Source organism: Streptomyces sirii, from assembly GCF_045690365.1.
GTDB lineage: Bacteria > Actinomycetota > Actinomycetes > Streptomycetales > Streptomycetaceae > Streptomyces > Streptomyces sirii.
On the sequence record NZ_CP147982.1, the window covers coordinates 2,705,572 to 2,730,141 of the forward strand.

General features: G+C 73.6%; 15 protein-coding genes. 12 read left to right on the forward strand and 3 right to left on the reverse strand.

Features of this window, described 5'->3' with window-relative positions; translation table 11 throughout:
- Positions 1-25 precede the first annotated feature (25 nt).
- From lpdA to WAB15_RS12280, 7 genes are all read left to right on the forward strand, one after another.
- Positions 26-1,414, forward strand: coding sequence for a dihydrolipoyl dehydrogenase (lpdA, locus tag WAB15_RS12250; protein ID WP_393494412.1), 1,389 nt, complete (start codon positions 26-28; stop codon positions 1,412-1,414).
- A 53-nt stretch (positions 1,415-1,467) separates the two neighbouring features.
- Positions 1,468-3,219, forward strand: a complete 1,752-nt coding sequence (gene sucB / locus WAB15_RS12255; protein WP_407286218.1) for a 2-oxoglutarate dehydrogenase, E2 component, dihydrolipoamide succinyltransferase — start codon at positions 1,468-1,470, stop codon at positions 3,217-3,219.
- 112 nt (positions 3,220-3,331) lie between these two features.
- Complete coding sequence (locus tag WAB15_RS12260; protein ID WP_407286219.1) at positions 3,332-4,744, forward strand: esterase/lipase family protein; 1,413 nt, start codon at positions 3,332-3,334, stop codon at positions 4,742-4,744.
- Positions 4,737-9,629: a tetratricopeptide repeat protein gene (locus WAB15_RS12265; RefSeq protein ID WP_407286220.1), complete on the forward strand. Its 4,893-nt coding sequence runs from the start codon at positions 4,737-4,739 to the stop codon at positions 9,627-9,629. Before WAB15_RS12260 ends, WAB15_RS12265 begins: the two co-directional genes overlap by 8 nt.
- 36 nt (positions 9,630-9,665) lie before the next feature.
- Positions 9,666-10,289, forward strand: a complete 624-nt coding sequence (locus tag WAB15_RS12270; RefSeq protein WP_399150439.1) for a GntR family transcriptional regulator — start codon at positions 9,666-9,668, stop codon at positions 10,287-10,289.
- A 271-nt stretch (positions 10,290-10,560) separates the two neighbouring features.
- Positions 10,561-13,248, forward strand: a complete 2,688-nt coding sequence (gene aceE, locus WAB15_RS12275; protein WP_407286221.1) for a pyruvate dehydrogenase (acetyl-transferring), homodimeric type — start codon at positions 10,561-10,563, stop codon at positions 13,246-13,248.
- A 177-nt stretch (positions 13,249-13,425) separates the two neighbouring features.
- Positions 13,426-14,499, forward strand: a complete 1,074-nt coding sequence (locus WAB15_RS12280) for a helix-turn-helix transcriptional regulator (protein WP_407286222.1) — start codon at positions 13,426-13,428, stop codon at positions 14,497-14,499.
- Here the strand turns inward: WAB15_RS12280 and WAB15_RS12285 are convergent.
- Both WAB15_RS12285 and WAB15_RS12290 read right to left on the reverse strand, forming a co-directional pair.
- Entirely contained in the window at positions 14,496-15,398 is a 903-nt protein-coding gene (locus WAB15_RS12285) for an SDR family oxidoreductase (RefSeq protein WP_407289209.1), read from the reverse strand. The genes WAB15_RS12280 and WAB15_RS12285 overlap by 4 nt on opposite strands.
- 190 nt (positions 15,399-15,588) lie before the next feature.
- The gene (locus tag WAB15_RS12290; RefSeq protein ID WP_399150435.1) at positions 15,589-17,502 is read right to left on the reverse strand and encodes a hypothetical protein; all 1,914 of its coding nucleotides are present in this window, start codon (positions 17,500-17,502) and stop codon (positions 15,589-15,591) included.
- Between the two features lie 264 nt (positions 17,503-17,766).
- Between WAB15_RS12290 and WAB15_RS12295 the strand changes: the two genes are divergently transcribed.
- The 3 genes from WAB15_RS12295 (at position 17,767) to WAB15_RS12305 (ending at position 20,763) form a co-directional block, all read left to right on the forward strand.
- Positions 17,767-18,285: a DUF4240 domain-containing protein gene (locus WAB15_RS12295; protein WP_399150434.1), complete on the forward strand. Its 519-nt coding sequence runs from the start codon at positions 17,767-17,769 to the stop codon at positions 18,283-18,285.
- Positions 18,286-18,369: 84 nt separating this feature from the next.
- On the forward strand, positions 18,370-19,254 hold the full coding sequence (locus WAB15_RS12300) for a TIGR01777 family oxidoreductase (protein WP_407286223.1): 885 nt from the start codon (positions 18,370-18,372) through the stop codon (positions 19,252-19,254).
- Between the two features lie 207 nt (positions 19,255-19,461).
- The gene (locus WAB15_RS12305) at positions 19,462-20,763 is read left to right on the forward strand and encodes an NAD(P)/FAD-dependent oxidoreductase (RefSeq protein WP_407286224.1); all 1,302 of its coding nucleotides are present in this window, start codon (positions 19,462-19,464) and stop codon (positions 20,761-20,763) included.
- 33 nt (positions 20,764-20,796) lie between these two features.
- Here WAB15_RS12305 and WAB15_RS12310 read toward each other — a convergent pair whose 3' ends face one another.
- Positions 20,797-22,254 (reverse strand): regulator, encoded by a 1,458-nt coding sequence (locus WAB15_RS12310; RefSeq protein ID WP_399150431.1) that lies wholly within the window; start codon positions 22,252-22,254, stop codon positions 20,797-20,799.
- Positions 22,255-22,551: 297 nt separating this feature from the next.
- Between WAB15_RS12310 and lipB the strand changes: the two genes are divergently transcribed.
- Together lipB and WAB15_RS12320 are read left to right on the forward strand one after the other, a co-directional pair.
- On the forward strand, positions 22,552-23,367 hold the full coding sequence (gene lipB, locus WAB15_RS12315; protein WP_399150430.1) for a lipoyl(octanoyl) transferase LipB: 816 nt from the start codon (positions 22,552-22,554) through the stop codon (positions 23,365-23,367).
- Positions 23,368-23,484: 117 nt separating this feature from the next.
- A complete protein-coding gene (locus WAB15_RS12320; protein ID WP_399150429.1) occupies positions 23,485-24,450 on the forward strand; it encodes a lipoyl synthase in 966 nt (321 codons plus the stop codon).
- Positions 24,451-24,570 lie beyond the last annotated feature (120 nt).

A 24,570-nucleotide genomic window follows, 5' to 3' on the forward strand; every position in this document is an offset into this window, starting at 1 on the left:
CGCACCCATGCATGGAGGACGTGACGTGGCGAACGACGCCAGCACCGTTTTCGACCTAGTGATCCTCGGAGGCGGTAGCGGCGGTTACGCGGCTGCCCTGCGCGGGGCGCAGCTGGGCCTGGACGTCGCCCTGATCGAGAAGAACAAGCTCGGCGGCACCTGCCTGCACAACGGCTGCATCCCCACCAAGGCGCTGCTGCACGCCGGTGAGATCGCGGACCAGGCTCGTGAGGCCGCCCAGTTCGGTGTCAAGACCTCGTACGAGGGCATCGACATCGCGGGCGTCCACAAGTACAAGGACGATGTGATCTCGGGCCTGTACAAGGGCCTGCAGGGTCTGGTCGCCTCCCGCAAGGTGACCTACATCGAGGGCGAGGGCCGGCTGTCCTCCCCGACCTCCGTCGCGGTCAACGGCCAGCAGGTCCAGGGCCGCCACATCCTGCTGGCGACCGGCTCCGTGCCGAAGTCGCTGCCGGGCCTGGACATCGACGGCAACCGCATCATCTCCTCGGACCACGCGCTGACGCTGGACCGCGTCCCGGAGTCCGCGATCATCCTGGGCGGCGGCGTCATCGGCGTCGAGTTCGCCTCGGCCTGGAAGTCCTTCGGCACCGACGTCACCGTCATCGAGGGCCTCAAGCACCTCGTCCCGGTCGAGGACGAGAACAGCTCCAAGCTGCTGGAGCGGGCCTTCCGCAAGCGGGGCATCAAGTTCAACCTCGGCACCTTCTTCGACAAGGCCGAGTACACCGCCGACGGCGTCAAGGTCACCCTCGCCGACGGCAAGACCTTCGAGGCCGAGGTGCTGCTGGTCGCGATCGGCCGCGGGCCGGTCTCCGCGGGCCTGGGCTACGAGGAGCAGGGCGTCGCGATGGACCGCGGCTACGTCCTGGTCGACGAGTACATGCAGACCAACGTCCCGACGATCTCCGCCGTCGGCGACCTCGTTCCCACCCTCCAGCTCGCGCACGTCGGCTTCGCCGAGGGCATGCTGGTGGCGGAGCGGCTGGCCGGCCAGAAGGTCGTGCCGATCGACTACGACGGCGTCCCGCGCGTGACGTACTGCCACCCCGAGGTCGCTTCGGTGGGCATCACCGAGGCCAAGGCCAAGGAGCTGTACGGCGCCGACAAGGTCGTCGCTCTGAAGTACAACCTCGCGGGCAACGGCAAGAGCAAGATCCTCAAGACCACGGGCGAGATCAAGCTCGTCCAGGTCAAGGACGGTGCCGTGGTCGGCGTCCACATGGTCGGTGACCGTATGGGCGAGCAGGTCGGTGAGGCCCAGCTGGTCTACAACTGGGAGGCCCTGCCGGCCGAGGTGGCGCAGCTCGTGCACGCGCACCCGACGCAGAACGAGGCTCTCGGCGAGGCCCACCTGGCCCTGGCCGGCAAGCCCCTCCACTCCCACGACTGACCCCAGTCCCGGGCGCGACCACATCCCGCAATTCGTAAGGAGCAACCGAAACCATGGCGGTTTCCGTAACCCTGCCGGCGCTCGGCGAGAGCGTCACCGAGGGCACCGTCACCCGCTGGCTGAAGGCCGAGGGTGAGCGCGTAGAGGCCGACGAGCCGCTGCTCGAGGTGTCGACCGACAAGGTCGACACCGAGATCCCGGCCCCGGCCGCCGGCGTCCTGTCCTCCATCAAGGTGGCCGAGGACGAGACGGTCGAGGTCGGCGCCGAGCTGGCCATCATCGACGACGGCACCGGTGCGCCGGCGGCGGCCCCGGCCCCCGCCGCCGCCGAGGCCCCCGCCGCCCAGCCGCAGCCCGAGCCCACCCCGGCTCCGGCCGCCGCGCCGGCCCCCGCCGCCGCCCCCGCGGGCGGTGCCGAGGGCACCGATGTCGTCCTCCCCGCGCTCGGCGAGAGCGTCACCGAGGGCACCGTCACCCGCTGGCTGAAGGAGGTCGGCGAGGAGGTCCAGGCCGACGAGCCGCTGCTGGAGGTCTCGACCGACAAGGTCGACACCGAGATCCCGGCCCCGGTCTCCGGCACCCTGCTGCAGATCGTCGTCGGCGAGGACGAGACCGCCGAGGTCGGCGCCAAGCTCGCCGTGATCGGTGCCGCCGGTGCCGCTCCGGCCGCCGCTCCGGCCCCCGCCGCCGCCCCGGCTCCGGCGCCCGCTCCGGCTCCGGCGCCCGCTCCGGCTCCGGCCCCCGCCCCGGCGCCCGCTCCGGCCGCCCCGGCTCCGGCTCCGGCGGCTCCGGCTCCGGCTCCGGCGGCTCCGGCCCCCGCGCCGGCTCCGGCTCCGGTTGCCGCCCCGGCTCCCGTCACCCCGGCCCCGGCCGCCGGTGAGGGCGAGGGCGCGTACGTCACCCCGCTGGTGCGCAAGCTCGCCGCGGAGAGCGGCGTCAACCTCGCCACGGTCAAGGGCACCGGCGTCGGTGGCCGGATCCGCAAGCAGGACGTCATCGCCGCCGCCGAGGCCGCCAAGGCCGCCGCGCCGGCCGCCGCCCCTGCCGCGGTCTCCAAGGCCCCCGCGCTGGAGGTCTCCCCGCTGCGCGGTCAGACCGTCAAGATGCCGCGGATGCGCAAGGTCATCGGCGACAACATGATGAAGGCCCTGCACGGCCAGGCGCAGCTGACCTCCGTGGTCGAGGTGGACATCACCGCGATCATGCGGATGCGCAACAAGGCCAAGGACGCCTTCGCGCAGCGTGAGGGCGTCAAGCTCTCCCCGATGCCGTTCTTCGTCAAGGCCGCCGTCCAGGCGCTGAAGGCCCACCCGGTCGTCAACGCCCGGATCAACGAGGACGAGGGCACCATCACCTACTTCGACACCGAGAACGTCGGTATCGCGGTGGACGCGGAGAAGGGCCTGATGACCCCGGTCATCAAGGGCGCCGGTGACCTCAACATCGCCGGTATCGCCCGCAAGACGGCGGACCTGGCGGGCAAGGTCCGCGCGAACAAGATCACGCCGGACGAGCTGTCCGGTGCGACCTTCACCATCAGCAACACCGGTTCGCGCGGCGCCCTGTTCGACACCGTCATCGTGCCCCCGAACCAGGTCGGCATCCTGGGCATCGGTGCGACCGTCAAGCGCCCGGTGGTCATCAACCACCCGGACCTCGGCGAGACCATCGCGGTGCGCGACATGACCTACCTCGCGCTCTCCTACGACCACCGTCTGGTGGACGGCGCCGACGCCGCCCGCTACCTGACCACGGTCAAGCAGATCCTGGAGGCCGCCGAGTTCGAGACCGAGATCGGTCTGTAAGGCTCGCTCATCGGCCACGCGCGTGCCCCCGTCCGGAGCTTCCGGGCGGGGGCGCCGTCGTTCCGCCGCGGACCGCTACTGTGTCGTCACCGCGATCCGGGGGGGGGAGCCGATGGCACGCGAACGAGTCGACGACTTGGTGGTGGTCCTGCCGGGCATCCTGGGCAGCCGGCTCCTGGACGCCGACGGCAAGGAGGTGTGGGGGCCGTCCGGCGGCGCGGTATGGCGGGCCATCCACACCTTCGGACGCTCCGTGAAGGCCCTCACCCTGCCGTCCGACCTCGGGGACGGCCATCCCGGCGACGGGGTGCGCGCACACGGCGTCATGCCCACCCTGCACGCGCTGCCCGGAGTGGGCCCGGTCGTCGACGGCTACACCGGGCTGCTGGACTGGCTCGAACGGCTCTTCACGCTGCGCCGTCGCCGCCCCGGCGAGGGGGACGACGTCCCGGCGAACCTCCTCGCCTTCGCCTACGACTGGCGCCTGTCGTGCCGCTACAACGCCGAGCGCCTCAAGGAGCGGGTGGAGCGGGCCCTGTCGCAGTGGCGCGACTCGGCACCGCAGCGCCGGGCGGCCCGGGTGGTCTTCCTCTGCCACTCCATGGGCGGACTGGTGACCCGCTACTACGTCGAGTGCCTGGGGGGCTTCGAGATCACCAGGCGGGTGGTCACCCTGGGGACACCGCACCGCGGATCGCTCAGCGCACTCGTCCACCTGGTCGACGGGCTCCGCGTGGGCTGGGGACCGTGGGCCGTCCAGCTGACCGACTTCGCCCGCAGCCTGCCCTCCCTGCACCAGATCACCCCCGACTACGCCTGCCTCGTCCGGCCCGGCGGCCTGCGCTACCCGCGGGAGACCGCGGGGCTGATGGGCGTGGACGAGAAGCTGCTGCGCGACGCGGGCGCGTTCCACGCGGAGATCCGGCGGGCGGCGGGCGCCCGCCCCGGCGCCGCGGCCGCGCTCCTGCCGGTCGTGGGGGTGCGTCAACCCACGCCCACGACCGCCGACATCGTCGGTGACCGGCTTCGGCCGCAGGACACCATCGACGGCCTCGACGAGGGCGGAGACGGCCGGGTCCCCCGGCTCTCGGCGGCACCGCCCGGGACGCCGACCGGCTACACCCCCTGTGAGCAGCACGGTTCGCTGCAGAACGGGAGCGGCGTACGCGATGCCCTGTGGGGCTGGCTCGCGGCCGAACCCCCTTACCACCGGACACCGCTCCACGACCCGGTGCCCTTGGGCGTGCACGCCCCGGAGCTGCTGCCGGCGGGCGCTCCCTACGACCTCACGGTCACCGTGCCGCCCGAGGTGCCGGGTGGTGACGAGCTCGCGATCAGCGCGACGCTCCACCCCGTGGAGTCGGGGCGCCCGCTGCGGCACACCCTCGCCAATCGCGGCGGCGGCCGCTACGCGACCTCCTTCTCCGCCCCGGCCCCCGGCCCCTACCGCGTGGCGGTGGCCGTGGCCGGCCGCCGGGACTCGTCCGTGACGGCGCTGTTGCTGGTGGGCGAGGGCGATGGGTGAGCACGGCGTCCACGGCACCGCGCTGGGCGTCGCCGTCGAGTCCTACGACCGGCCGGCCTTCCCCCATCTGCCGGGCGCGCGGCGGCAGATGGACGAGCTGTGCGCCCTCCTCCAGGAGTACGGCTACGCTCCCCGGCTCGTGGCGGACCCGGGGCGGGACGAGGTACGGGACGAGGTGCGGTCCTGGTCGGCGCGGTGGCGCGAGGACGGCCGCCACGGGCCGGCGGTGGTGCTGTGGTCCGGGCACGCCGAGCTGTCCCACAGCGCGTTGCGGCTGATCACCCGCGACACCGCCGACATCGGTGACGAGGAGGAGACCTACTCCACCGAACTGCTGGCGTCGGCGGCCCTGCGGTGCGGCGCCGACCAGATCCTGCTGGTGGTCGACACCTGCCACTCGGGTGCCGGGGTGCTGCCCGCGCTGCACAAGGCCCTGCGGACCTGGGCGGAGCGGACCCTGCCCGAGGGCCGGTCCGCCTGGCTCGGGGTGGTGGCGAGCTGCCAGCCCGAGGAACGGGCGCACGGCCGGGGGGTGCTGCTGGACACCCTCGCCCGGGTGCTGCGCGAAGGGCCCGGCGGGTCCGCCTATCGGCACGAGTGGAGCGTACGCAACCGAGGGGTGACCGGGGCGACGGTGGTCGAGGCCGTCCTGGCGCAGTGGCCGCAGGACAGCCAGCGGCCGTTGTTCGTCAGCTCGGGCGGCGCACGGCCGATCTTCCGCAATCCCCGGTGGCGCCGGGAGGCCGGCGAGGAGCTGGTGGAGCATCTGGTCCGTGCCGCGCGCGGAGCGTCCGGCACGGAGGAGGGCTGGTACTTCACGGGGCGCCGCCGGGTGCTGGGTGCCATCGTGTCGTGGATGCGGGCCGCCCGGCCGGGCCTGTTCCAGGTGACCGGCAGCGCCGGATCCGGCAAGTCGGCGGTGCTCGGCCGGATCGCCACCCTCGCCGACCCCCGGCAGCGCGCCGCCACGCTCGCGCACGGGGCGCTCGGCGATCTCCCCGACCCCGGTGAGGGCAGCGTCGACGCGGCGCTGCATCTGCGCGGGCTGAACGCCCAGCAGATCGCGGCGGCCCTCGCGGACAAGCTGGGCCTGCCGGTGCCGCGGACCCCGTCGGCGCTGATCAAGGAGCTGGAGGATCCCGACGCCGCCGGGGAGCGGCCACCGCTGATCGTCCTGGACGGCCTGGACGAGGCCGCCCCCGAGCAGTCCGAAGCCATCGTCGAACAGCTGCTGGCACCGCTGAGCCGGGTGGCGTCGGTGCTGCTCGGCTCCCGCGACCGGCCGTTTCGTCCGCACGGCGCCCACCGGCCCACGCTGGACGACGCGCTCACCCGGTTCGTCAGCACCACGGAGCTGGTCAATCTGAACGAGGAGCCGGACACCGCCGAGGACGTGGCGGCGTATGTGGGGCTGCGGCTGCGGTCGGAGGGCATCGCCGACCACCGCGTCCGGGAAGTGGCCCCGCGGCTGGCCGAGCGGGCCGTGGCGAGCGCCGGCGGCTTCCTCTTCGCCCGCCTGGTCACCACGTCCCTGATCCGCAGATGGCACGAGCACGGCGAGGAGGCGTGGAACACGGCGGTGCCCGCCTCGATCGCGGCGGCCTTCGAGGAGGACCTGGACAACGGCCCGCCACACCCCGGACAACCCCCCGCCGCGGCACGCGAGTTGCTGACCGCGCTCGCCTGGAGCGCCGACAACGGCATGCCCGCCGGGGGCGTCTGGGAGCTGGCGGCGTCGGCCTGCAGCCAGGACGGCCGGACCTACCGAGCGGCCGATCTGGACTGGGTCCTCAACGCCTACGGCCGGTACATCGTGGAGGACACCGACGGTCTGCAGGCCGTCTACCGCCTCTACCACCGTGAGCTGATGAACCATCTGAGGTACGCCTCGCTGCGGGAGTCGGACGGCGGGGAGGCGATCTGCCGGGCGATGGTCGCGCGGATCCGGGACGGTTACGAGCGGGGCGTCCCGAAGGACCGGATGCCGCCCTACCTGTACTACGCCCTGCCCAGCCATGTGCTGATGGCGGGCGACCCGGGCATCGCCCTGCTGCGGGATCTGGTCCCGCTCGACGAGCAGACCTTCCTGCCCGCCCTCGCGGTCGCGCTCAACGACCACGCGCTGATCGTGACCGCCTCGGACGGTCCCCGGGCCGCCCTCGCCCAGGCCGAAGAGGCCGTCGCCATCCGCAGATCGCTGATGCCCGCCGACCCGGAGGCCCACCGGCTGTTCTTCGCCGGCTCCCTGTTGCAGCTCGCCCGGTGCCGTTCGCTCACGGGGGACCGGGAGGGCGCGTCGGCGGCGGCGCGGGAGGCCGCCGACGCCTATCGGGAACTCGTCAGGGCGAGCGCCGCCGACTTTCTGCCCGGCCTCGCCGGGTCCCTGCACCTTCTCGTGCGCTGCCTCAGGGACTCCGGGGACCGCAAGGGCGCGCTGGCGGCGGCGCATGAGGCCACCGAGGCCTACCGGGAACTGTCCACCACCGGCGGTGCCGCCTACCTCCCCGACCTGGCGGACTCGCTGCATCTCCTCGCCAACCGGCTCGTCGAGGCCGGTGAGATCGAATCCGCGCTGGCCGCGGCCAGGGAGGCAGTGGAGATCAGCCGGCCCTTCGCCGAGGCCGATCCGGCGGTCTACCTCGACGGATACGCGATGTTCCTCAACACCTTCGCCACCTCCCTCGCCCGGACCGGCGCCTACCAAGCCGCACTGCGACCGGCGATGGCGGCCACCGAAGCCCATCGCGCACTCGCCGAGAACGACCGTGCCACCGCGCTCCCCGGGCTCGCCGCCTGCCTGCACAACCTGTCGCTGTGCCTCAGTCGCGCGGGAGAGCCGGAAGCGGCCCTCTCGGTGGCGAACGAGGCGGCCGAGATCGCCCGCGAACTGGCCGTGACCGATGCCGTCGAGCACCTCCCCCGGTACGCGGCCGCGCTCGGCAACCTCAGCGACCGTGCCGCCGACTGCGGCCGTGACGAGGAGGCGCTGGCCCTCGCACAGCGCTCCACGGAGATCTGCCGTGAGCTGGTGAAGCTGAGCCGCGAGGCCCACCTGCCCGAGCTGGCCTCCGCGCTGCACCATCTCTCTCTCCGGCTGGCCGCGGTCCGGCACGACGACGCCGCGCGCGCGTCCTCCCGGACGGCCATCGATCTCTACCGCGCCCTGGAGGAGGAGAGCCCCGGCAGCCACCGACACGAGCTCGCCACCTGCTGCGAGACGCTCGCGCTCCGGCTGGCCGAGCACGGGGAGACCGCGACGGCCCTGCCGCTGGCCCGCGAGGCGGTGGAGCTGCGGCGCGCACTCGCCCGGCCCGCGCCGCTGCCCCCGCACCTGTCCTCCCTCGCGGGCGCGCTCGAATCCCTCGCGGAGTGCGAGGCGGCCGGCGGCGACGCGGAGGCCGCCCACGAGGCGGCAACGGAGGCGCTCGGTGTCCGCCGCCGGCTCGCCGAGGCCGACCCCGCCGCCCATGTCCCCGCGCTCGCCAACGCCCTGTGGCAGCACGCGAATCAGCTGGCCCGGTCGGCGGCCCCGCCGAGTGCCCTGGGCCCGGCCCGGGAGGCGGTGGCCCTGCTGCGTCCGCTGTGCGGGCCGCACTCCACGGCCTACCGGCTGTCCCTGGCCCACGCGCTCAGCACGCTCGCCCGGGCCGAGTCGACGTGCCACCACTCCCAGGAGGCGCTGGCCGCCGCCCGGGAGGCCGTCGACACCTACCGCGCGCTGGGCGGGGACGGCTCCGCCGGCCGCCGCCGCCGTTCCGTCGCCGGCTCCCTGCTGAATCTGGCCCGCTGTCAGGCCGCGGCCGAGGACCCCTCGGCCGCGGTGGCCTCGGCCCGGGAAGCCGTCGACGGCTTCCTCGCACTCGCCCGCCTCTCCCCCGTCCGCCACCTCCACGACGTACTGACCGCCCTGTGCGAGTTGACCGACTACCTGTCCCAGATCGAGCAGATCGCCGCCGTCCGGCCCTACTACGACACCGCCATCGACGTGCTCTCGGAACACCCGGCCGTCGTCCGCCGGCTGCGGTACGAGCGCACGATGCTGCTGCTGTACGAGGAGGACGTCGGTCCCGGGACCGACGCGCTGATCCGGTTCCTGACCGAGGCCCCCGAGGTGCGCGACGAGGTCGTCTTCGACGCGCGGGATTCCTTGCGCAGCCCTCCGGACGACGACCACGACCGGGTCCGCGCCGCCTGGGTCGATGCCACGGGGACCGCCCCGCCGGACTGGCTGGCCCTGCCCGCCTGGGCCTTCTCGCTCGCCTACGACTGGCTCGACTGCCCCGACTGGACGGCGGCCCGCCGCTTCTGGGAGCAGCACGCGGAGCGCCTGGCGACCCCGGAGGCCACGGCCGTCATGGCGGAGGTGGCGATGATCGAGTGGGCCGAGCGGGACGCCGGACACCTGCTGCGCCTGATGCGGCGGATTCCCGAGGCCGGCGCGGACGCCGCGTTCCTGCCGCTGGTGCTCTCCGACCGCCTGGGCGCCTGGGTTCTCGACGAGCCCCGCACCGAGGTCCACGACGCCGTGCTGCACCTCGCCCGGCACGACGGCGTCGAGGCCGCACAGCGGTACCTGGAGCAGCCGCCGGCCCTCGCCCGGCGGGCCCGGCAGGCCGGCGCCGCGCGCGACACCGCGACCCTCCGGCACTGCGCCGCCCTCGAGGGTGGCTTCCTGAAAGATCCCTACACGGCACGGATCCACCTCGCCCTCGCGGAGATCCTCGCCGGCACGGCGGCGCCCGCCGAGGCGTTCCCCGCCGCCCCGAACGAGGCCGCAAGGGACCGCGCGATCGAGGACATCGCCGAGATCATGACGCACCAGCCCGGCCACGCGGTCCCCCTGCGCGGTCTGCTCACGTCGGTCCTCGCCCGTGACCCTGGATAATGACGTCCGACCGCTCGGCCCTTGAAGGAGCACGTCATGACCCCGCCCGTCGTCCATTCGCTGCGCGAGCAGATCCGCGAGCACATCCTGGAGGGGATCGTCAGCGGCCGCTGGCAGCCGGGGGAGCGGATCGTGGAGCGGCGGATCGCGGTGGAACTGGAGGTCAGCCAGACGCCCGTACGGGAGGCGCTGCGGGAGCTGGAGTCGCTGCAGCTGATCGAGTCGGCGCCGAACAAGGGCGTACGGGTGCGGAATCTGACCGCGGACGACCTCAAGGAGAGCTACCCGGTGCGGGCCGGGCTGGAGCAGGTGGCCGCGGAGCTGGCGGCCGGGCGGCTGGCCGAGGACACCGCGGCGCTGGAGCGGGAGGTGGCGGCGCTGCGCGAGGCGGATCTGGCCGGTGACGGCGAGGCGCAGGTGCGGCACACGGTGGCCTTCCACCGGGAGATCGTGCGGGCGGCCGGCAACGCCGTGCTGCTGCACACCTGGGAGTCGCTGGGCATCGAGGTCTGGACGACGCTGTCGATCCGCTGGTTCAGCCCCGAGCCGCGCGCACACGCGCAGGACCACCAGGAGATCGTGGACGCCTTCCGGCGGCGCGACCCGAAGATCGGGACCCTGCTCAAGAGCCATGTGCTGAGCTGCGCTCCGAGGGTCTGAGGGCCTTCGTACCAGGCCCCAGGCCCCCCTTTTCTTGCTGGCACGGCGTGCCCCGAAATGAGGCACCCCGTGCCGACCTGCAGCGATTCGCTCGTTGAGCGTTGATCGATCATCGATCAGGGGCGTATCGTCATGCGCCGGGGCGCGACACCCTGCCTGCCGAAACTGCCGAACTCGCACATCGGTGTCGTCGAGATCCCGCCGTACGCCCCCGGGGCGCGGCCCGGACTCGACGACACCCCCGAGCCTCCCGTCCGGAAAGGGGCCACCCATGCCCGAAACCGTGCGCCTGCCGTACAGCCAGCTCGACCAGTTCCCGGACCGTGACCCCGAGGAGACGGCCGAGTGGCGCGAGTCCCTGGACGCCGTCACCGAGGCGGCCGGTCCGCACCGCGCCGCCTATCTGATGCGCCGCACCCTGGAGAACTCGGGGCTGGCCCTGCCCCAGCTCCTGGAGAGCGACTACCTCAACACCATCCCCACCGCCGCCGAACCCGCCGTTCCGGGTGACGAGGCGATGGAAGCCCGGATCGCCGCCTGGAACCGCTGGAACGCGGCCGCGATGGTCTCCCGCGGCTCCAAGTACGGAGTCGGCGGCCACATCGCCACCTTCGCCTCCGCGGCCTGGCTCTACGAGACCGGCTTCAACCACTTCTTCCGCGGCAAGGAAGGCGACGGAAGCGGCGACCAGCTCTACATCCAGGGCCACGCCGCGCCCGGCATCTACGCCCGCGCCTTCCTCGACGGCCGCCTCACCGAGGAGCACCTCGACAACTTCCGCCGCGAGGCCGGCGGCAAGGGCATCCCGTCCTACCCCCACCCGCGGCGGCTGCCCTGGCTGTGGGAGTTCCCGACCGTCTCCATGGGTCTGGGCCCGCTCTCCGCCATCTACCAGGCGCGCTTCAACCGCTACCTGACCAACCGCGGTATCAAGGACGTCTCCGACTCCCACGTCTGGGCGTTCCTGGGCGACGGTGAGATGGACGAGCCCGAGTCGACGGCGGCACTCGCACTGGCGAGCCGCGAGGGCCTGGACAACCTCACCTTCGTCATCAACTGCAACCTGCAGCGCCTGGACGGCCCGGTCCGCGCCAACTTCAAGATCGTGCAGGAGCTGGAGGCCCAGTTCCGCGGCGCCGGCTGGAACGTCGTCAAGACCCTGTGGGGCACCGCCTGGGACGAGCTCTTCCGGCTCGATGCCACCGGCGCGCTGGCCCGCCGTCTGCGCGAGGTGCCCGACGCCCAGTTCCAGACGTACGCGACCCGCGACGCGGCCTACATACGCGACCACTTCTTCGGCGCCGAGCCCGCCCTCGCCGAGATGGCCAAGCTGCTCGGCGACGACAAGATCCTGGAATGCTTCCACTTCTCGCGCGGCGGCCACGAGGCGCGCAAGGTGTACGCGGCGTACCGGGCCGCCGTGGAGCACAAGGGCGCCCCGACCGTGATCCTCGCGCAGACGGTCAAGGGCTTCACCCTCGGCAAGGGCTTCGAGTCCAAGAACGCCAACCACCAGATGAAGAAGCTGACCGTGGACGAGTTCAAGGTCATGCGCGACCTGCTCGAACTCCCCATCTCCGACAGCGACTTCACCGACGGCCAGGTGCCCTACGGCCACCCCGGCACCGACTCCCCCGAGGTCCGCTACCTCCAGGAGCGCCGCGCGGCGCTCGGCGGCCCGGCCCCGGCCCGCCGCGTCCACCCCCTCGCGCCGCTGCCGGCCCCGGCCGACAAGGCCTTCGCCGCCTTCGACAAGGGCTCCGGCAACCAGACCGTGGCCACCACCATGGCCTTCGTCCGCCTGGTCAAGGACCTCATCCGCGACAAGGAGACCGGCAAGCGCTGGGTGCCGATCGTCCCCGACGAGGCGCGCACCTTCGGCATGGAGTCGCTCTTCCCGTCCCTGGGCATCTACTCCCCCAAGGGCCAGACGTACGAGCCGGTCGACCGCGACCAGCTGATGTACTACAAGGAAGCCAAGGACGGCCAGATCCTCAACGAGGGCATCACCGAGGCCGGTTCGATGGCGGACTTCATCGCCGCCGCCACCGCGTACGCCACGCACGGCGAGACGATGATCCCCTTCTACATCTTCTACTCGATGTTCGGCTGGCAGCGCACCGCCGACCAGATGTGGCAGCTCGGCGACCAGCTCGGCAAGGGCTTCCTCGTCGGCGCCACGGCCGGCCGTACGACGCTGACCGGTGAGGGCCTGCAGCACGCGGACGGCCACTCGCCGATGATCGCGGCGACGAACCCGGCGGCGCTGACGTACGACCCGGCGTTCGCGTACGAGGTCGCGGTGATCGTCAAGGACGGCCTGCGCAGGATGTACGGGGAGAGCGCCCCCGGCGAGGACTCGAACGTCTTCTACTACCTGACCGTCTACAACGAGCCGATGCCCCAGCCGGCCAAGCCCGAGGGCGTCGACGAGGGCATCGTCCGCGGCCTGTACCGCTTCAACACCGCGGCCGCGGCGGGCCTCACGGCGCCCGCCGGCGCCCCGGCGATCCAGCTGCTGTCCTCCGGCACGGCCATCCACTGGGCTCTGGGGGCTCAGCGGATGCTCGCCGAGGAGTGGGGCGTGGCCGCCGACGTGTGGTCCGCGACCTCCTGGACGGAGCTGCGGCGCGATGCGATGGAGGCCGACGCGGCCACGCTGCGCGGCGAGGAGCGCGCGCCGTACGTCCGCGAGGCGCTCAGCGGTGCCGAGGGCCCGGTACTGGCCGTCAGCGACTACATGCGTCAGGTCCCGGACCAGATCGCGCAGTGGGTCGAGCAGGACTACCTCTCGCTCGGCGCGGACGGCTTCGGTCTGTCCGACACCCGTGATTCGGCCCGCCGCCACTTCGGCGTCGACGCCGAGTCGATCGTGATCGCCGCACTGGCCCAGCTCGCCCGCCGCGGCGAGGTACCGGCCTCCGCGGTCAAGGAGGCCCGGGAGCGCTACGGGTTCTGAAGGACCCGGAGGGAGACCCCCCGATCTCCCGTGCGGAGGCGACCTTCCCGCGCCCGGAGCCTCCGCACGGGATTCCACTGGCCCGGCCGGTCACGCCCTGACTTCGGCCGGGCCTTCCTCCGTCCTTGCGGCATCTCCCCGCCCGGCGTTGTCAGTGCCCCCCTGCATCATGGGGGCATGCGTGCTGCACGGCTGATCAAGATGGTGCTGCTGCTCCAGGCGCGGCCGTCGATGACGGGCGCGGCGCTGGCGCGGGAACTGGAGGTCTCCGAGCGCACGGTCGTGCGCGATGTCCTCTCCCTGTCCGAGGCCGGGGTGCCCGTCTACGCGGACCGGGGCCGGGCCGGCGGCTACCGCCTCATAGGCGGCTACCGCACCCGCCTCACGGGCCTGGGCCGCAGCGAGGCGGAGGCCCTCTTCCTGTCCGGAGTGCCCTCCGCCCTGCGGGAGATGGGCCTCGCGGACGCCGCGTCCGCCGCCCGGCTGAAGGTCTCCGCCGCGCTGCTGCCCGAGCTGCGGGACGCCGCGACGGGCGCCGCCCAGCGCTTCCACCTCGACGCCCCCGCCTGGTATCAGGAGCCCGAGACCCCCGCCCTGCTGCCCGTGATCGCCGACGCGGTCTGGGACGACCGCCGCATCCGCGCCCGCTACCTCCGCAAGGACACCGAGGTGGAGCGGGAGTTGGAGCCGTACGGCCTCGTGCTGAAGGCGGGCGTGTGGTATCTGGCGGCCCGGTCCCAGGGGGACTTCAGGGTGTATCGGGTGGACCGGTTCGCCGCCGTCGAAGGCGCCGTCGAGACCACCGGGGGCGACGCGGGGGACGGCGGCGGCGCGGCCCGGTTCACCCGCGACGCCTCCTTCGACCTCCCCGCGTTCTGGGCGGAGCGGGCCGCGCAGTTCGCGCGCTCGATCCTGCGCGAGGAGGTGGTGCTGCGCCTCTCCCCGCGCGGGGTGCGCCAGCTGCCGTACGTCACCGAACGCGCGGCGGCCCGCGAGGCCATCGAGACGGCGCAGACGGCCGGCGGCCCCGATCCGCAGGGGCGGCTGACCGTCACCCTGCCCGTGGAGTCCGCCGAGATCGCCTACGCCCAGCTGCTGGCGCTCGGCCCGGAGGGCGAGGTACTGGCGCCCTCCGAGCTGCGCGAGCGCTGCGCGGCGGCCGCCCGCCGGACGGCGGCCCTGTACACGGAGCCGGGCGGACAGGGTCGTGTGGAGCCTGGCGGGCAGCGCGCCAGCGGGGGTGCTGCCTAGCGGTAGTCCGCCGCGCTGCGGTCCTTCCCGCCGAAGACCACGTCCTCGAAGTAGCCGAAGCAGTCCGGCCGGGAGCCGTCCGTGTCGGTGAAGTCGTACTCCTTCGCCAGTTGGCCGCTGGAGAGCGACCGACCGCTCCAGCGCTGCTTGTCCGGGTCGGCGGCCAGCGCCCGTACACCGCGCGCGATCAGCGCCGGCGACTCGGCGATGGCGAAGTGCCGCTCCTGGGCGACCGCGTCGCGCCAGGTCTCCTCCGTCACCCCGAAGTGGTCCAGCATCTCCTCGGACCGCAGGAAACCGGGGGTGAGCGAGACCGCCGTGCCGCCGTACTCCTTCAGCTCGGCGGCGAGGCCGAAGGCGATCCGGTGCGGGGCGCTCTTGGTGAGGTCGAAGCAGAGGTTGTCGCGGTAGGTGCGGTTGAAGGCCTCGGTGCCGTCGGTGATCTCGACGACCAGCCCGCCGGGCCGCCCGATCAGCAGCGGCAGCGCGTAATGGCTGGTGATGACGTGGGCGTCGATACCGAGGCGGAACATCCGCAGGCCCTTGTCCAGATCGAGGTCCCACACCTTGGTGTTGAACTCGATCAGCCGGTCGCCGCCCCACAGGCTGTTGACCAGCACATCCAGCCGCCCCTGCTCCTGCCCGATGCGCGTCACCAGCGCCTCGACCCGCGCCGGCTCCAGATGGTCGGTCGGTACCGCGATCCCGGTGCCTCCTGCCGCGGTCACCAGCTCGGCGGTCTGCTCGATCGTCTCCGTGGGGCGGCCGACCTCGCTGACCCGCTCCCGGGTCGTCCGCCCGGTCACGTACACCAGCGCACCGGCCCGGCCCAGCTCCACCGCCATGGCCCGGCCCGCGCCGCGGGTCGCCCCGGCGACCAGCGCCACCCGGCCCGTCATATCCGCCGCCACCGGCCGGTCCGCACGTCCTGCTCGTTCCTCATGGCCCGTCACGTTCTCGCTCCTCGCTGTCGGCCACCGGGTCCCGGTGGCCCCGTATCGCCGCCGTACAGCGCGACCCTGACAGCGAATCCCGACACCTACTGTCGGGATTCAGATCCCCGGCACGACGTGCCCCTCCACGAGCCCCTCAGGGCCCTACCGCCCGCACGCTCCGCCCGTCCCGCAGCCGCCCGACGACCTGGGCCGCCGCGTCCCGCCCCGCCGGTGCGGCGAGGGTGCCGGCCTTGCCAGTGGCCCGTACGCCGCCCGTGGCGTCGAGGCCGACCACCTCCCGGCTGCCGGCCGCGAGCAGGTACCACTTCCCCGACTTCGCCTGCCAGTGGACGTCCGCGACGACATGCGGCCCGAAGCGGCTGCAGTCCGCGGTGTCGACGGCGCGTCCGGCGATCCGCCCCGGGTCGGCGGGGCGGGCGGCGGGCGGCAGGAACTGGACGGCCACGGTGCCGGGGCCGCGCCAGGTGTCGGCGCGGGTGCAGACCCAGGTCGCCTTGCCGCCGCCCTCGGGGAGGGGCTGCTCGGCGAACGCCCAGTTGCCGACGGAGCGCACGCCGGCGCCGCGCAGGGAGCCCAGCCGGCAGGCCGTACGGGCCCAGTTCCGCAGCGCCTGCGGGTCGGTCGCCTCGCGCGGGCCGCCGACGGCGCTCCGCCCGTCGGCGGGGGGCGGCGGCGTATACGTCAGATGGACGGGCACGAGATCGTCGAGGTCGGCGAGGAGGAAGGCCGGCAGGGCCGCTCCGAGCCGTGTCGAGGGGCGGAACTGCGCCACCGGCCAGCGTCCGCAGCCGGCGCCCGCCCCCGGCGGCGTGGCGATCCGGTCGGTGACCCCGTCCGGGGCGACATGCAGCCCGTGCGGCGGGGCTCCCGGCACCAGCAGGTCGCGCACGGCGACATCGGAGATCCAGGGCGCGAGCAGATAGCGCATCCAGCCGTTGCCGCGGCCGATCACCAGCCCGGCACCGGTGGTCGGATCCGCGCCGTCGACGCGCGCGAAGTGCAGGGTGGGGGTGGCGTCTTCGGGTTCGGCGTAGCGGACCAGGCGCTCGCCGTCGTGGAAGACCACGACCAGGACGTTGTCGATCAGGCCCGCGTAGAGCAGCTGCGGGGGACGGCCGGGCGGGCGGGTGGAGGTGCCGGCGGTCGCCGTGATCCGGGCGTCCTCGGGCGGCGCCGTCCAGACCCGCAGCGCCCGCGCCAGCAGTTCCTTGTCGCCGGTCTCCCGGCCGCGGGCGGGCCAGGCGGTGAAGTCCACCCGGGAGGTACCGGACCACTGCTCGTTGGGGGTGCGCAGCAGCCGGGCCGGGTCCAGCGCCTGCTCGGCCTCGGTCGGCGCACGGCCGGCGGGGTCACCGTCACCGCCCGGCACCACCGCCGCCACCCCCGCCCCGAGCGCCAGCACGGCCGCCAGCGCGAGCGAGGCCCGCACCCGCTGGCGGCGGCGCAGCAGGTCCGTCGGCCGGGTCTGCACCGTGCACGGGTCGAACTCCCCGGAGTTCAGCAGGACGGCGGCATCGGCCCCGGTCTCCCGCTCCAGCAGCCCGGCCGCCCGCTGCGCCGCCTCCGCGTCCTCGACCCCGGCCCGCTCCAGTACGGCGCGCGCCGCGTCCTCGTCCAGGCCCTCCAGGTGCGCCAGCCCGACGGCGGCCCGCACCGGCGCCGGGACGGCGGACAGCGCCTGGTCCAGGGCGAGTTCGTCGGCGCCGCCGGCCCGCGGGAAGAGCCGCAGCCCCCAGACGACGGGCACGGCCGCCAGCCCCCGGCCCGGCCGTCCCTCGTGCGACAGGGCCAGCCGCAGGATCCGCAGCCGTACGAGGTCGTAGCCGGACTCGGGCGCCGGGCCGCGCTGGGCCGGCAGCCCGCGGGCCGGGCGGCGGCGGCCGGCCCGCGGCAGGGCCCGCTGGACCAGTCCGTGGGCGGTCAGGACCCGGCGGTGGCGGCCCATCGACGGGGGCAGTACGAGGTAGGCGAGGCGGACGAGCCGTGGGTAGTGCTCGACGATGGCCGCCTCGGCCCGTTCGACGTCGGCCCGGGTGCGTTCGTCCATGGGCATGGCGTGAAACAGCCCTTCGCGATGTGGCGGATTTGCCGTCTATGCCGTCGTTTGGTCGTTGCACGCCTTCCAACGAGTGATTCTTGGGACGGTCACACGACGGATCGCCCGTACGGGGCACGGAGCGGGGCGGACGCCCCCGGGTCGGCACGGTCGTCAACTCGGCGTGCGGACCGTCACCGGTCCGGATAACGACACCGTCGCATCCGGGGGACTCCGCATGCGTGGCACGGCGCCAAGGCGGATGCTGGAGCGGTGATGGACGAGACGGAGTTCTGGGAGCTGATCGACCACTCCCGCGCAGCATCCGAGGGCGACCCGGAGGAGCAGGCCGACGCGCTGGTCGAGCGGCTGCTCGGGTTCGACCCGGATGCCGTCGTGGACTTCGCCCGCCACTTCGAGGCCCGCTACAGCCGGGCGTACACCTGGGACCTGTGGGCCGCGGCCTCGATCCTGCTCGGCGGCGCCAGCGACGACGCCTTCGACTACTTCCGCTGCTGGCTGATCGGCCAGGGCCGGGAGGTCTTCGAGGGCGCGCTGCACGACCCGGACCAGCTCGCCGAGCTGCTGGACGACTTCGACGAGGCGGTGGACGGCGACGCCGAGGAGCTGGGGTACGCGGCCGACGAGGCGTACGAGCGGATGACCGGCGGGGTGATGCCGGACCTGGCGCTTCCGCCGCCGCCGCGCGAACCCCTCGGCGGCTACCTCGACTTCGACGACGACCAGAGCCTGGCGGAACGCTTCCCGCTGCTGTGGGACCGCTTCAAGCCATAGGGCGCGGCGGGCCCGGGCCCCGTCAGCACGGCGGACGGACCCCAGATGTCGTCTCCGGCGGCGCACTGCGGGCAGTATGGCCCCATGCGGATCGCGATCACCGGCTCGACCGGGCTCATCGGCACGGCGCTCGTACGCTCCCTGCGCACGGACGGCCATGAAGTCGTCCGGCTCGTACGGCACGAGCCCACGGCCGCCGACGAGGTGCGCTGGAACCCCGCGGGCGGGCAGGTCGACACCGCCGGGCTGGCCGGCTGCGAGGCGGTCGTCCACCTCGCCGGCGCCGGGGTCGGCGACCGCCGCTGGACGGCGGCGTACAAGCAGGAGATCCGCGACAGCCGGGTACTGGGCACCCGCACCCTCGCCCAGGCGCTCGCCTCGATGGACGCCCCGCCCCGGGTCCTGGTGTGCGGCAGCGCGATCGGCTACTACGGCGACACCGGCGACCGGCGTACCGACGAGAGCGCACCGGCCGGAGCGGGGTTCCTGCCGGAGGTCTGCGTGGCCTGGGAGGACGCCGCGAAGCCGGCTCAGGACGCGGGCATCCGCACCGTCTTCGCGCGCACCGGCCTGGTCGTGGCGCGCTCCGGCGGCGCCTGGGGCCGGCTCTTCCCGATCTTCCGGCTCGGTCTGGGCGGGCGGCTCGGCGACGGCAGCCAGTATTGGAGCTTCATCTCCCTGCACGACCACATCCGGGCGCTGCGCCACCTCGTCGACACCGAGGAGCTGAGCGGGCCGGTCAACCTCACCGCCCCGGAACCGGTCACCAATCGCGAGGTGACCGCCGTGATGGGCCGCGTACTGAACCGGCCGACGCTGTTCACGGTCCCGGCGCCGGTACTGCGGATCGCCCTGGGGGACTTCGCCGAGGATGTGCTGGGCAGCCAGCGGGTGGTGCCGCGGCGGCTGCTGGAATCCGGCTTCGCCTTCGACCATCCGCGCATCATGGAAGCGATCCGGGCCGCCTGACGGCCGCCGCGGCACCGTCCAGGCGGGGTAGACGCCCGGGCCCCGCGGTGGCTGTGGCCAAGGGCGCTCCGACGCGCCCCGGACGCCCCCTGCCCTACGGGCCGCCGCCTCCCTACCGTCCTCGCACACACCATCGGCATCCCGCGCGGCGGCACTGGGCATGACACTCGGTGCGCCGCCGCTGGGACCGACCTCCGGGAGGGGCAAGTGCCGCCCATCGCATCGACCGTGGACGTCGTCATCGTGGGAGCCGGGCCGGCCGGTCTCGCCGCCGCCCGCCATCTGACCGGCGCGGGAGTGTCGGTCACCGTGCTGGAGGCCGCGGAGCGGATCGGCGGCCGGTCCGTCACCGACCGGCTCGACGGCTTCCGACTGGACCGCTGCGGCCGCCCGCTGGCCGTCTCCACCGCCGAGCTGCGCCGCACCCCCGGCCTCGGTGATCTGACGCTGCGTCCGTTCGCGTCCGGTCTGAGCGTCCACAACGGCCAGCGCAAGCAACGCATCGGCGCGCCCCGGAGCACAAGGGGCGCACTCTCCGCAGCGCGCGCCCTCTTGCGCGCCGACCGATGTCCTCCGCCGCACACCGAGCACCGCACCGACCGCGCCGCCCCCACAGCCCCGCCCCCGGACCGCGCCATCCGCGACGCCCTCGCGGGGCGTCCCGCCTTCCCGCCCCGCACCCATGACGCGTTCCTGCGGCCCCTGCTGAGCGCCCTGCTGTGCGATCCGCAGCTGCGCGGCTCCAGCCGCGGCGCCGCCGCCGCGCTGCGCGCCTTCGCGCACGGGCGGCTGTGGCTGCCGGCCGGCGGCGCCTGCGCCGTGCCCGAGCTGCTCGCCGCCGGACTGCCGCCCGGCACGATCCGTACGTCGGTGCGGGTCACCTCGGTCTCCACCACCGGCGTCGGCACCGCCGAGCACGGCCGGATCCCCTGCCGGGCGGTGCTGGTGGCGACCGGCGCGCGGGACGCGGCCGAGCTGCTGCCGGGCCTGCGGGTGCCGGCCTTCCATCCGGTGGCCGTGCTGCACCACACCGCGGGGGCGGGATCGGCGGGCCGCGCCGCGCCGTCCCGCGACACGGAGCTGATCCTGCCGACGGACGGCCCGGTCGGCTACACCTACCTCGCCGGCGCGATCGATCCGTCCCGTACGCCGCCCGGCCGGTCCCTGATCACCACGACCGTGCTCGGCGCCGCGGCCGCGCTGCCGCTGTCCGTCCTCGACAAGACGGTCCGGCCCCAACTGGAGCGCATCCACGGGGCGCGGACCGACGACTGGCAGCTGCTGACCGCCCATCAGGACCCGTACGCGGTACCGGCGATGACGGCGCCCTACGACCCGGAGCGCACCGTGCGCGTGCTGTCCGGCCTCTATGTGTGCGGCGACCACCGCGACACCAGCACCCTCCAGGGCGCGCTGAACTCGGGCCGCCGGGCCGCCCGCGCCGTCCTCCAGGACTTCGGGCTGCCGACGCTCACGACGGAGCCGGACACCCTGCGCACGGCGGCCTGACCGGCTCGGCCGGGCCGCCGCGCACCGCTCGGCTCACCCCAGCGCCGCCACCCGCTCCCGGTACCCGCGCACCGCCGCCGCGTCCCGGTACGGCTCCAGGCGGCGCTCGAACTCCCTGACGTACTCATGGGCCCGTACGGACCGCATCTCGGAGGCCTGGAGCGCCGCCTCGGCGCCCAGCGTGCAGGCCTGCTCCAGCTCGCCCAGGCCCAGCCGCGCGGTCGCCAGCACCACCCGGCAGAACAGCCGGCTGCGGGCGAACCCGGCGGCGCGCAGCTGCAGGGAGCGCTCGGCGTGCTGGGAGGACGCGCGGTACTGCTGGAGATCGCGATGGCAGTGCGCCAGCTCGTCGGCGAGCTGCGCCTCGTCGAAGAAGCGGGCCCAGTACGGGGTTTCGTCGCCGGGGCGGGCGGTCTCCAGCGCCCGCTCCGCACGGGCCAGCGCCGCCGTGCAGGCCCGCACCTCGCCCATGACGCCGTGCCCGCGCGCCTCCGCGGAGTGCAGCAGCGCCTGGACCGCGGGCGGCGCGCTGGAGCCGATGCCCTGCTGGGCGACGCGCGCCAGCTGGACGGCCTCCCTGCCGTGCCCCAGATAGACGGCCTGCCGACTCATCGTCACCAGGACGTAGGAGCCGTACGCCCGGTCGCCTGCGGCCTGCGCCAACCGCAGTGCCTGCACGAAGTACCGCTGCGCCAGGCCGTGCGCGGCGATGTCGTACGAGGTCCAGCCCGCCAGCCGGGTCAGATCGGCGGCGGCCGCGAACAGCCGGCGGCCGGTGGCCTCCCCGTAGGTGCCGCGCAGCATCGGCTCGGTCTCGTGCTCCAGATAGCGCACCAGGGCCTGCCGGGCGTGACCGCCGCCGTAGGCGTGGTCCAGCGCCCGGAACAGCTCACCGACCGAGCGCAGCGCGGCGATGTCGCCGGACGTGACCCGCGAGCCCTCGGCGCGGTCGACGCGGTCGGTACGGCGCTGGCGCGGCACCGAGGCCCGGCTGCCCTGGACCGGTACCCGGCCCGACCCCTCGCCGGCGGGCTCGCCGCGGGCGACGCGGTCGTCGGGGCGGCCGATCAGCCAGTCCCGGCTCGGCACCACGAGGCCGGCCGGGGTGAAGGCGATCTTGCGCAGCTCGGCGTGGCTGCCGGAGTCCTTGCGCCACAGGCCGCTGACGATGTCCACCGCCTCACTGGGGGTCGAGGCGAATTCCAGCCCGGCGTACACCGGCGCGCAGGCGTCCAGCCCGAGGTCCTGGGCGGACAGCCGGCGCCCCAGCCGGCGGGTGAACACCTCGGCGATCAGCGCGGGGGTGGTGCCGCGCGGCTGCTGGCCGCGCAGCCAGCGGGTCACCGAGGTCTTGTCGTATCGGAGGTCGAGGCCGTGCTCGATGCCGAGCTGATCGACCCGTCTGGCCAGTCCGGCATTGGAAAACCCCGCCTCGGCGATGAGCGCGGCGAGCTGGCGGTTGGGTGTGTGGTGCGGGGGTCGGTCCGTCATCGGCTTTACCGGTCTCCTGCCTTCCGGGCCGGGCAGCCGGGTTCGGCGGACCCTGTCCGGCTTGCTCATCGCCCTTGTGGAACGGCGTGAATGTAACGGCCTTCGGAGCCTTTCTCGCCGCCTGCGCCACGCGTTCATCCGATCGTGTGAGCAGGGACGGGGGTCCGACAGGTGGCAGGTACACCGGCCGCCTGAAGCGGCCGGAATCGGTCGCCGTACAGTGGCATGGGCGCGAAAGCATCGGAAGTGCGTCAGCGTTGCGGGAAGAGTGCAACAAAGGTTCGAAGAGGAGCTGCCGTGACTGCGATCTCTCGGGGGGAGACCCCCGCACCCGAGGGGCTGCGCTTTGTGCATCTGGGCTTCGGAGCCGACGCCGTGGACTACGAGTCGGCCTGGCAGGAGCAGCGCCGGGTGCACGCCGCCCGGTTCGCCGACGAGGTGCCCGACACCTGCCTGATGCTGGAGCATCCGCCGGTGTACACCGCCGGCCGGCGCACCACCGACGACGAGCGCCCCCTGGACGGGACCCCGGTCATCGACGTGGACCGCGGCGGGAAGATCACCTGGCACGGGCCCGGCCAGCTGGTGGGCTACCCCATCCAGAAGCTGCCGCGCCCGGTCGACGTGGTCGCCCACGTCCGCCGCCTCGAGGACGCGCTGATCCGCACCTGCGCCGAGTTCGGCGTCCAGGCCGGTCGGGTCGAGGGCCGCAGCGGGGTGTGGGTGCTGGGCGACCCCGTCGAGGAGCGGGCGGGCCTGGGCGGGCTGCAGCTCGACTTCGATCCGCGGGTGACGGACGAGCTGTTCGACCCGCGGCTGAACGGCCCCGAGTACGCGCCGTCCAACGCCGGCCAGCGCCGCGAGGACCGCAAGCTCGCCGCGATCGGCATCCGCGTCGCCAAGGGCGTCACGATGCACGGCTTCGCGCTGAACGTGAACCCGGACAACACCTCGTTCGACAAGATCGTGCCGTGCGGCATCCGGGACGCGGGCGTCGCCTCGCTCGCGGGCGAGCTGGGCCGCGAGATCACCATCGCCGAGGTGCTGCCCGTCGTCGAGAAGCACCTGCGGGACGTGCTGGAGAACGCCGAGCTGCTGCCCCGGGCGGTCTGAAGCCCCGGGGACGGGAATGCGCCCCTGCCGCAAGGGGTTGCCCCGCACGTAAAGACGTGCGAATTGACGGGCGTACCCTGGTGTACGCCAAGGAAACGAAGTCGTAGGGAGCCGGTCGTGTCCGCAGTCGCACCCGACGGACGCAAGATGCTGCGCCTGGAGGTCCGGAACAGCCAGACCCCCATCGAGCGCAAGCCCGAGTGGATCAAGACGCGGGCGAAAATGGGTCCCGAGTACAACCACCTCCAGGGCCTGGTCAAGAGCGAGGGTCTGCACACGGTCTGCCAGGAGGCGGGCTGCCCCAACATCTACGAGTGCTGGGAGGACCGCGAGGCGACGTTCCTCATCGGCGGCGACCAGTGCACCCGCCGCTGCGACTTCTGCCAGATCGACACCGGCAAGCCGCAGGCCCTCGACCGCGACGAGCCGCGCCGGGTCGGCGAGTCCGTCGTCACGATGGACCTGAACTACGCCACGATCACCGGCGTCGCCCGCGACGACCTCGAGGACGGCGGCGCCTGGTTGTACGCCGAGACGGTGCGCCAGATCCACGCGATGACGGCGGAGCGCGCCGAGGGCTACACCAAGGTCGAGCTGCTCATCCCCGACTTCAACGCCGACCCCGACCAGCTGGCCGAGGTCTTCTCGTCCCGCCCCGAGGTTCTCGGGCACAACGTCGAGACGGTGCCGCGGATCTTCAAGCGGATCCGTCCCGGCTTCCGGTACCAGCGCTCCCTGGACGTCATCACGATGGCCCGCGAGGCCGGCCTGGTCACCAAGTCCAACCTCATCCTGGGCATGGGCGAGACCCGCGAAGAGGTCAGCGAGGCGCTGCGCGAGCTGCACGAGGCGGGCACCGAGCTCATCACCATCACCCAGTACCTGCGCCCCACTCCGCGCCACCACCCCGTCGAGCGCTGGGTGAAGCCGGCGGAGTTCGTGGAGCTGAAGGAGGAGGCCGAGGAGATCGGCTTCTCCGGCGTGATGTCCGGCCCGCTGGTCCGCTCCTCCTACCGCGCCGGCCGCCTTTACCAGCAGGCCATCGAACGGCGCGAGGTCGAGGCGTCCAGTCAGGCGGTTTGAGTTTCCCGGCGCGCCGTCTTGTGAAACGTGGCACATGCTTGAGGACGCGGCCCGCACTCCCCCATGACGGGGGGCGTGGCGGGCCGCGTCAACGTTTCATTGGTGTTTGACCGGCAGGTC

Coding starts and splice junctions, on each gene's coding strand:
- WAB15_RS12260 (WP_407286219.1), top strand. CDS start 3,332: ATGGCACGCGAACGAGTCGACGACTTGGTGGTGGTCCTGCCGGGCATC.
- WAB15_RS12285 (WP_407289209.1), bottom strand. CDS start 15,398: ATGACGGGCCGGGTGGCGCTGGTCGCCGGGGCGACCCGCGGCGCGGGC.
- WAB15_RS12265 (WP_407286220.1), top strand. CDS start 4,737: ATGGGTGAGCACGGCGTCCACGGCACCGCGCTGGGCGTCGCCGTCGAG.
- WAB15_RS12280 (WP_407286222.1), top strand. CDS start 13,426: ATGCGTGCTGCACGGCTGATCAAGATGGTGCTGCTGCTCCAGGCGCGG.
- WAB15_RS12270 (WP_399150439.1), top strand. CDS start 9,666: ATGACCCCGCCCGTCGTCCATTCGCTGCGCGAGCAGATCCGCGAGCAC.
- sucB (WP_407286218.1), top strand. CDS start 1,468: ATGGCGGTTTCCGTAACCCTGCCGGCGCTCGGCGAGAGCGTCACCGAG.
- WAB15_RS12295 (WP_399150434.1), top strand. CDS start 17,767: ATGGACGAGACGGAGTTCTGGGAGCTGATCGACCACTCCCGCGCAGCA.
- WAB15_RS12290 (WP_399150435.1), bottom strand. CDS start 17,502: ATGGACGAACGCACCCGGGCCGACGTCGAACGGGCCGAGGCGGCCATC.
- WAB15_RS12310 (WP_399150431.1), bottom strand. CDS start 22,254: ATGACGGACCGACCCCCGCACCACACACCCAACCGCCAGCTCGCCGCG.
- WAB15_RS12300 (WP_407286223.1), top strand. CDS start 18,370: ATGCGGATCGCGATCACCGGCTCGACCGGGCTCATCGGCACGGCGCTC.
- aceE (WP_407286221.1), top strand. CDS start 10,561: ATGCCCGAAACCGTGCGCCTGCCGTACAGCCAGCTCGACCAGTTCCCG.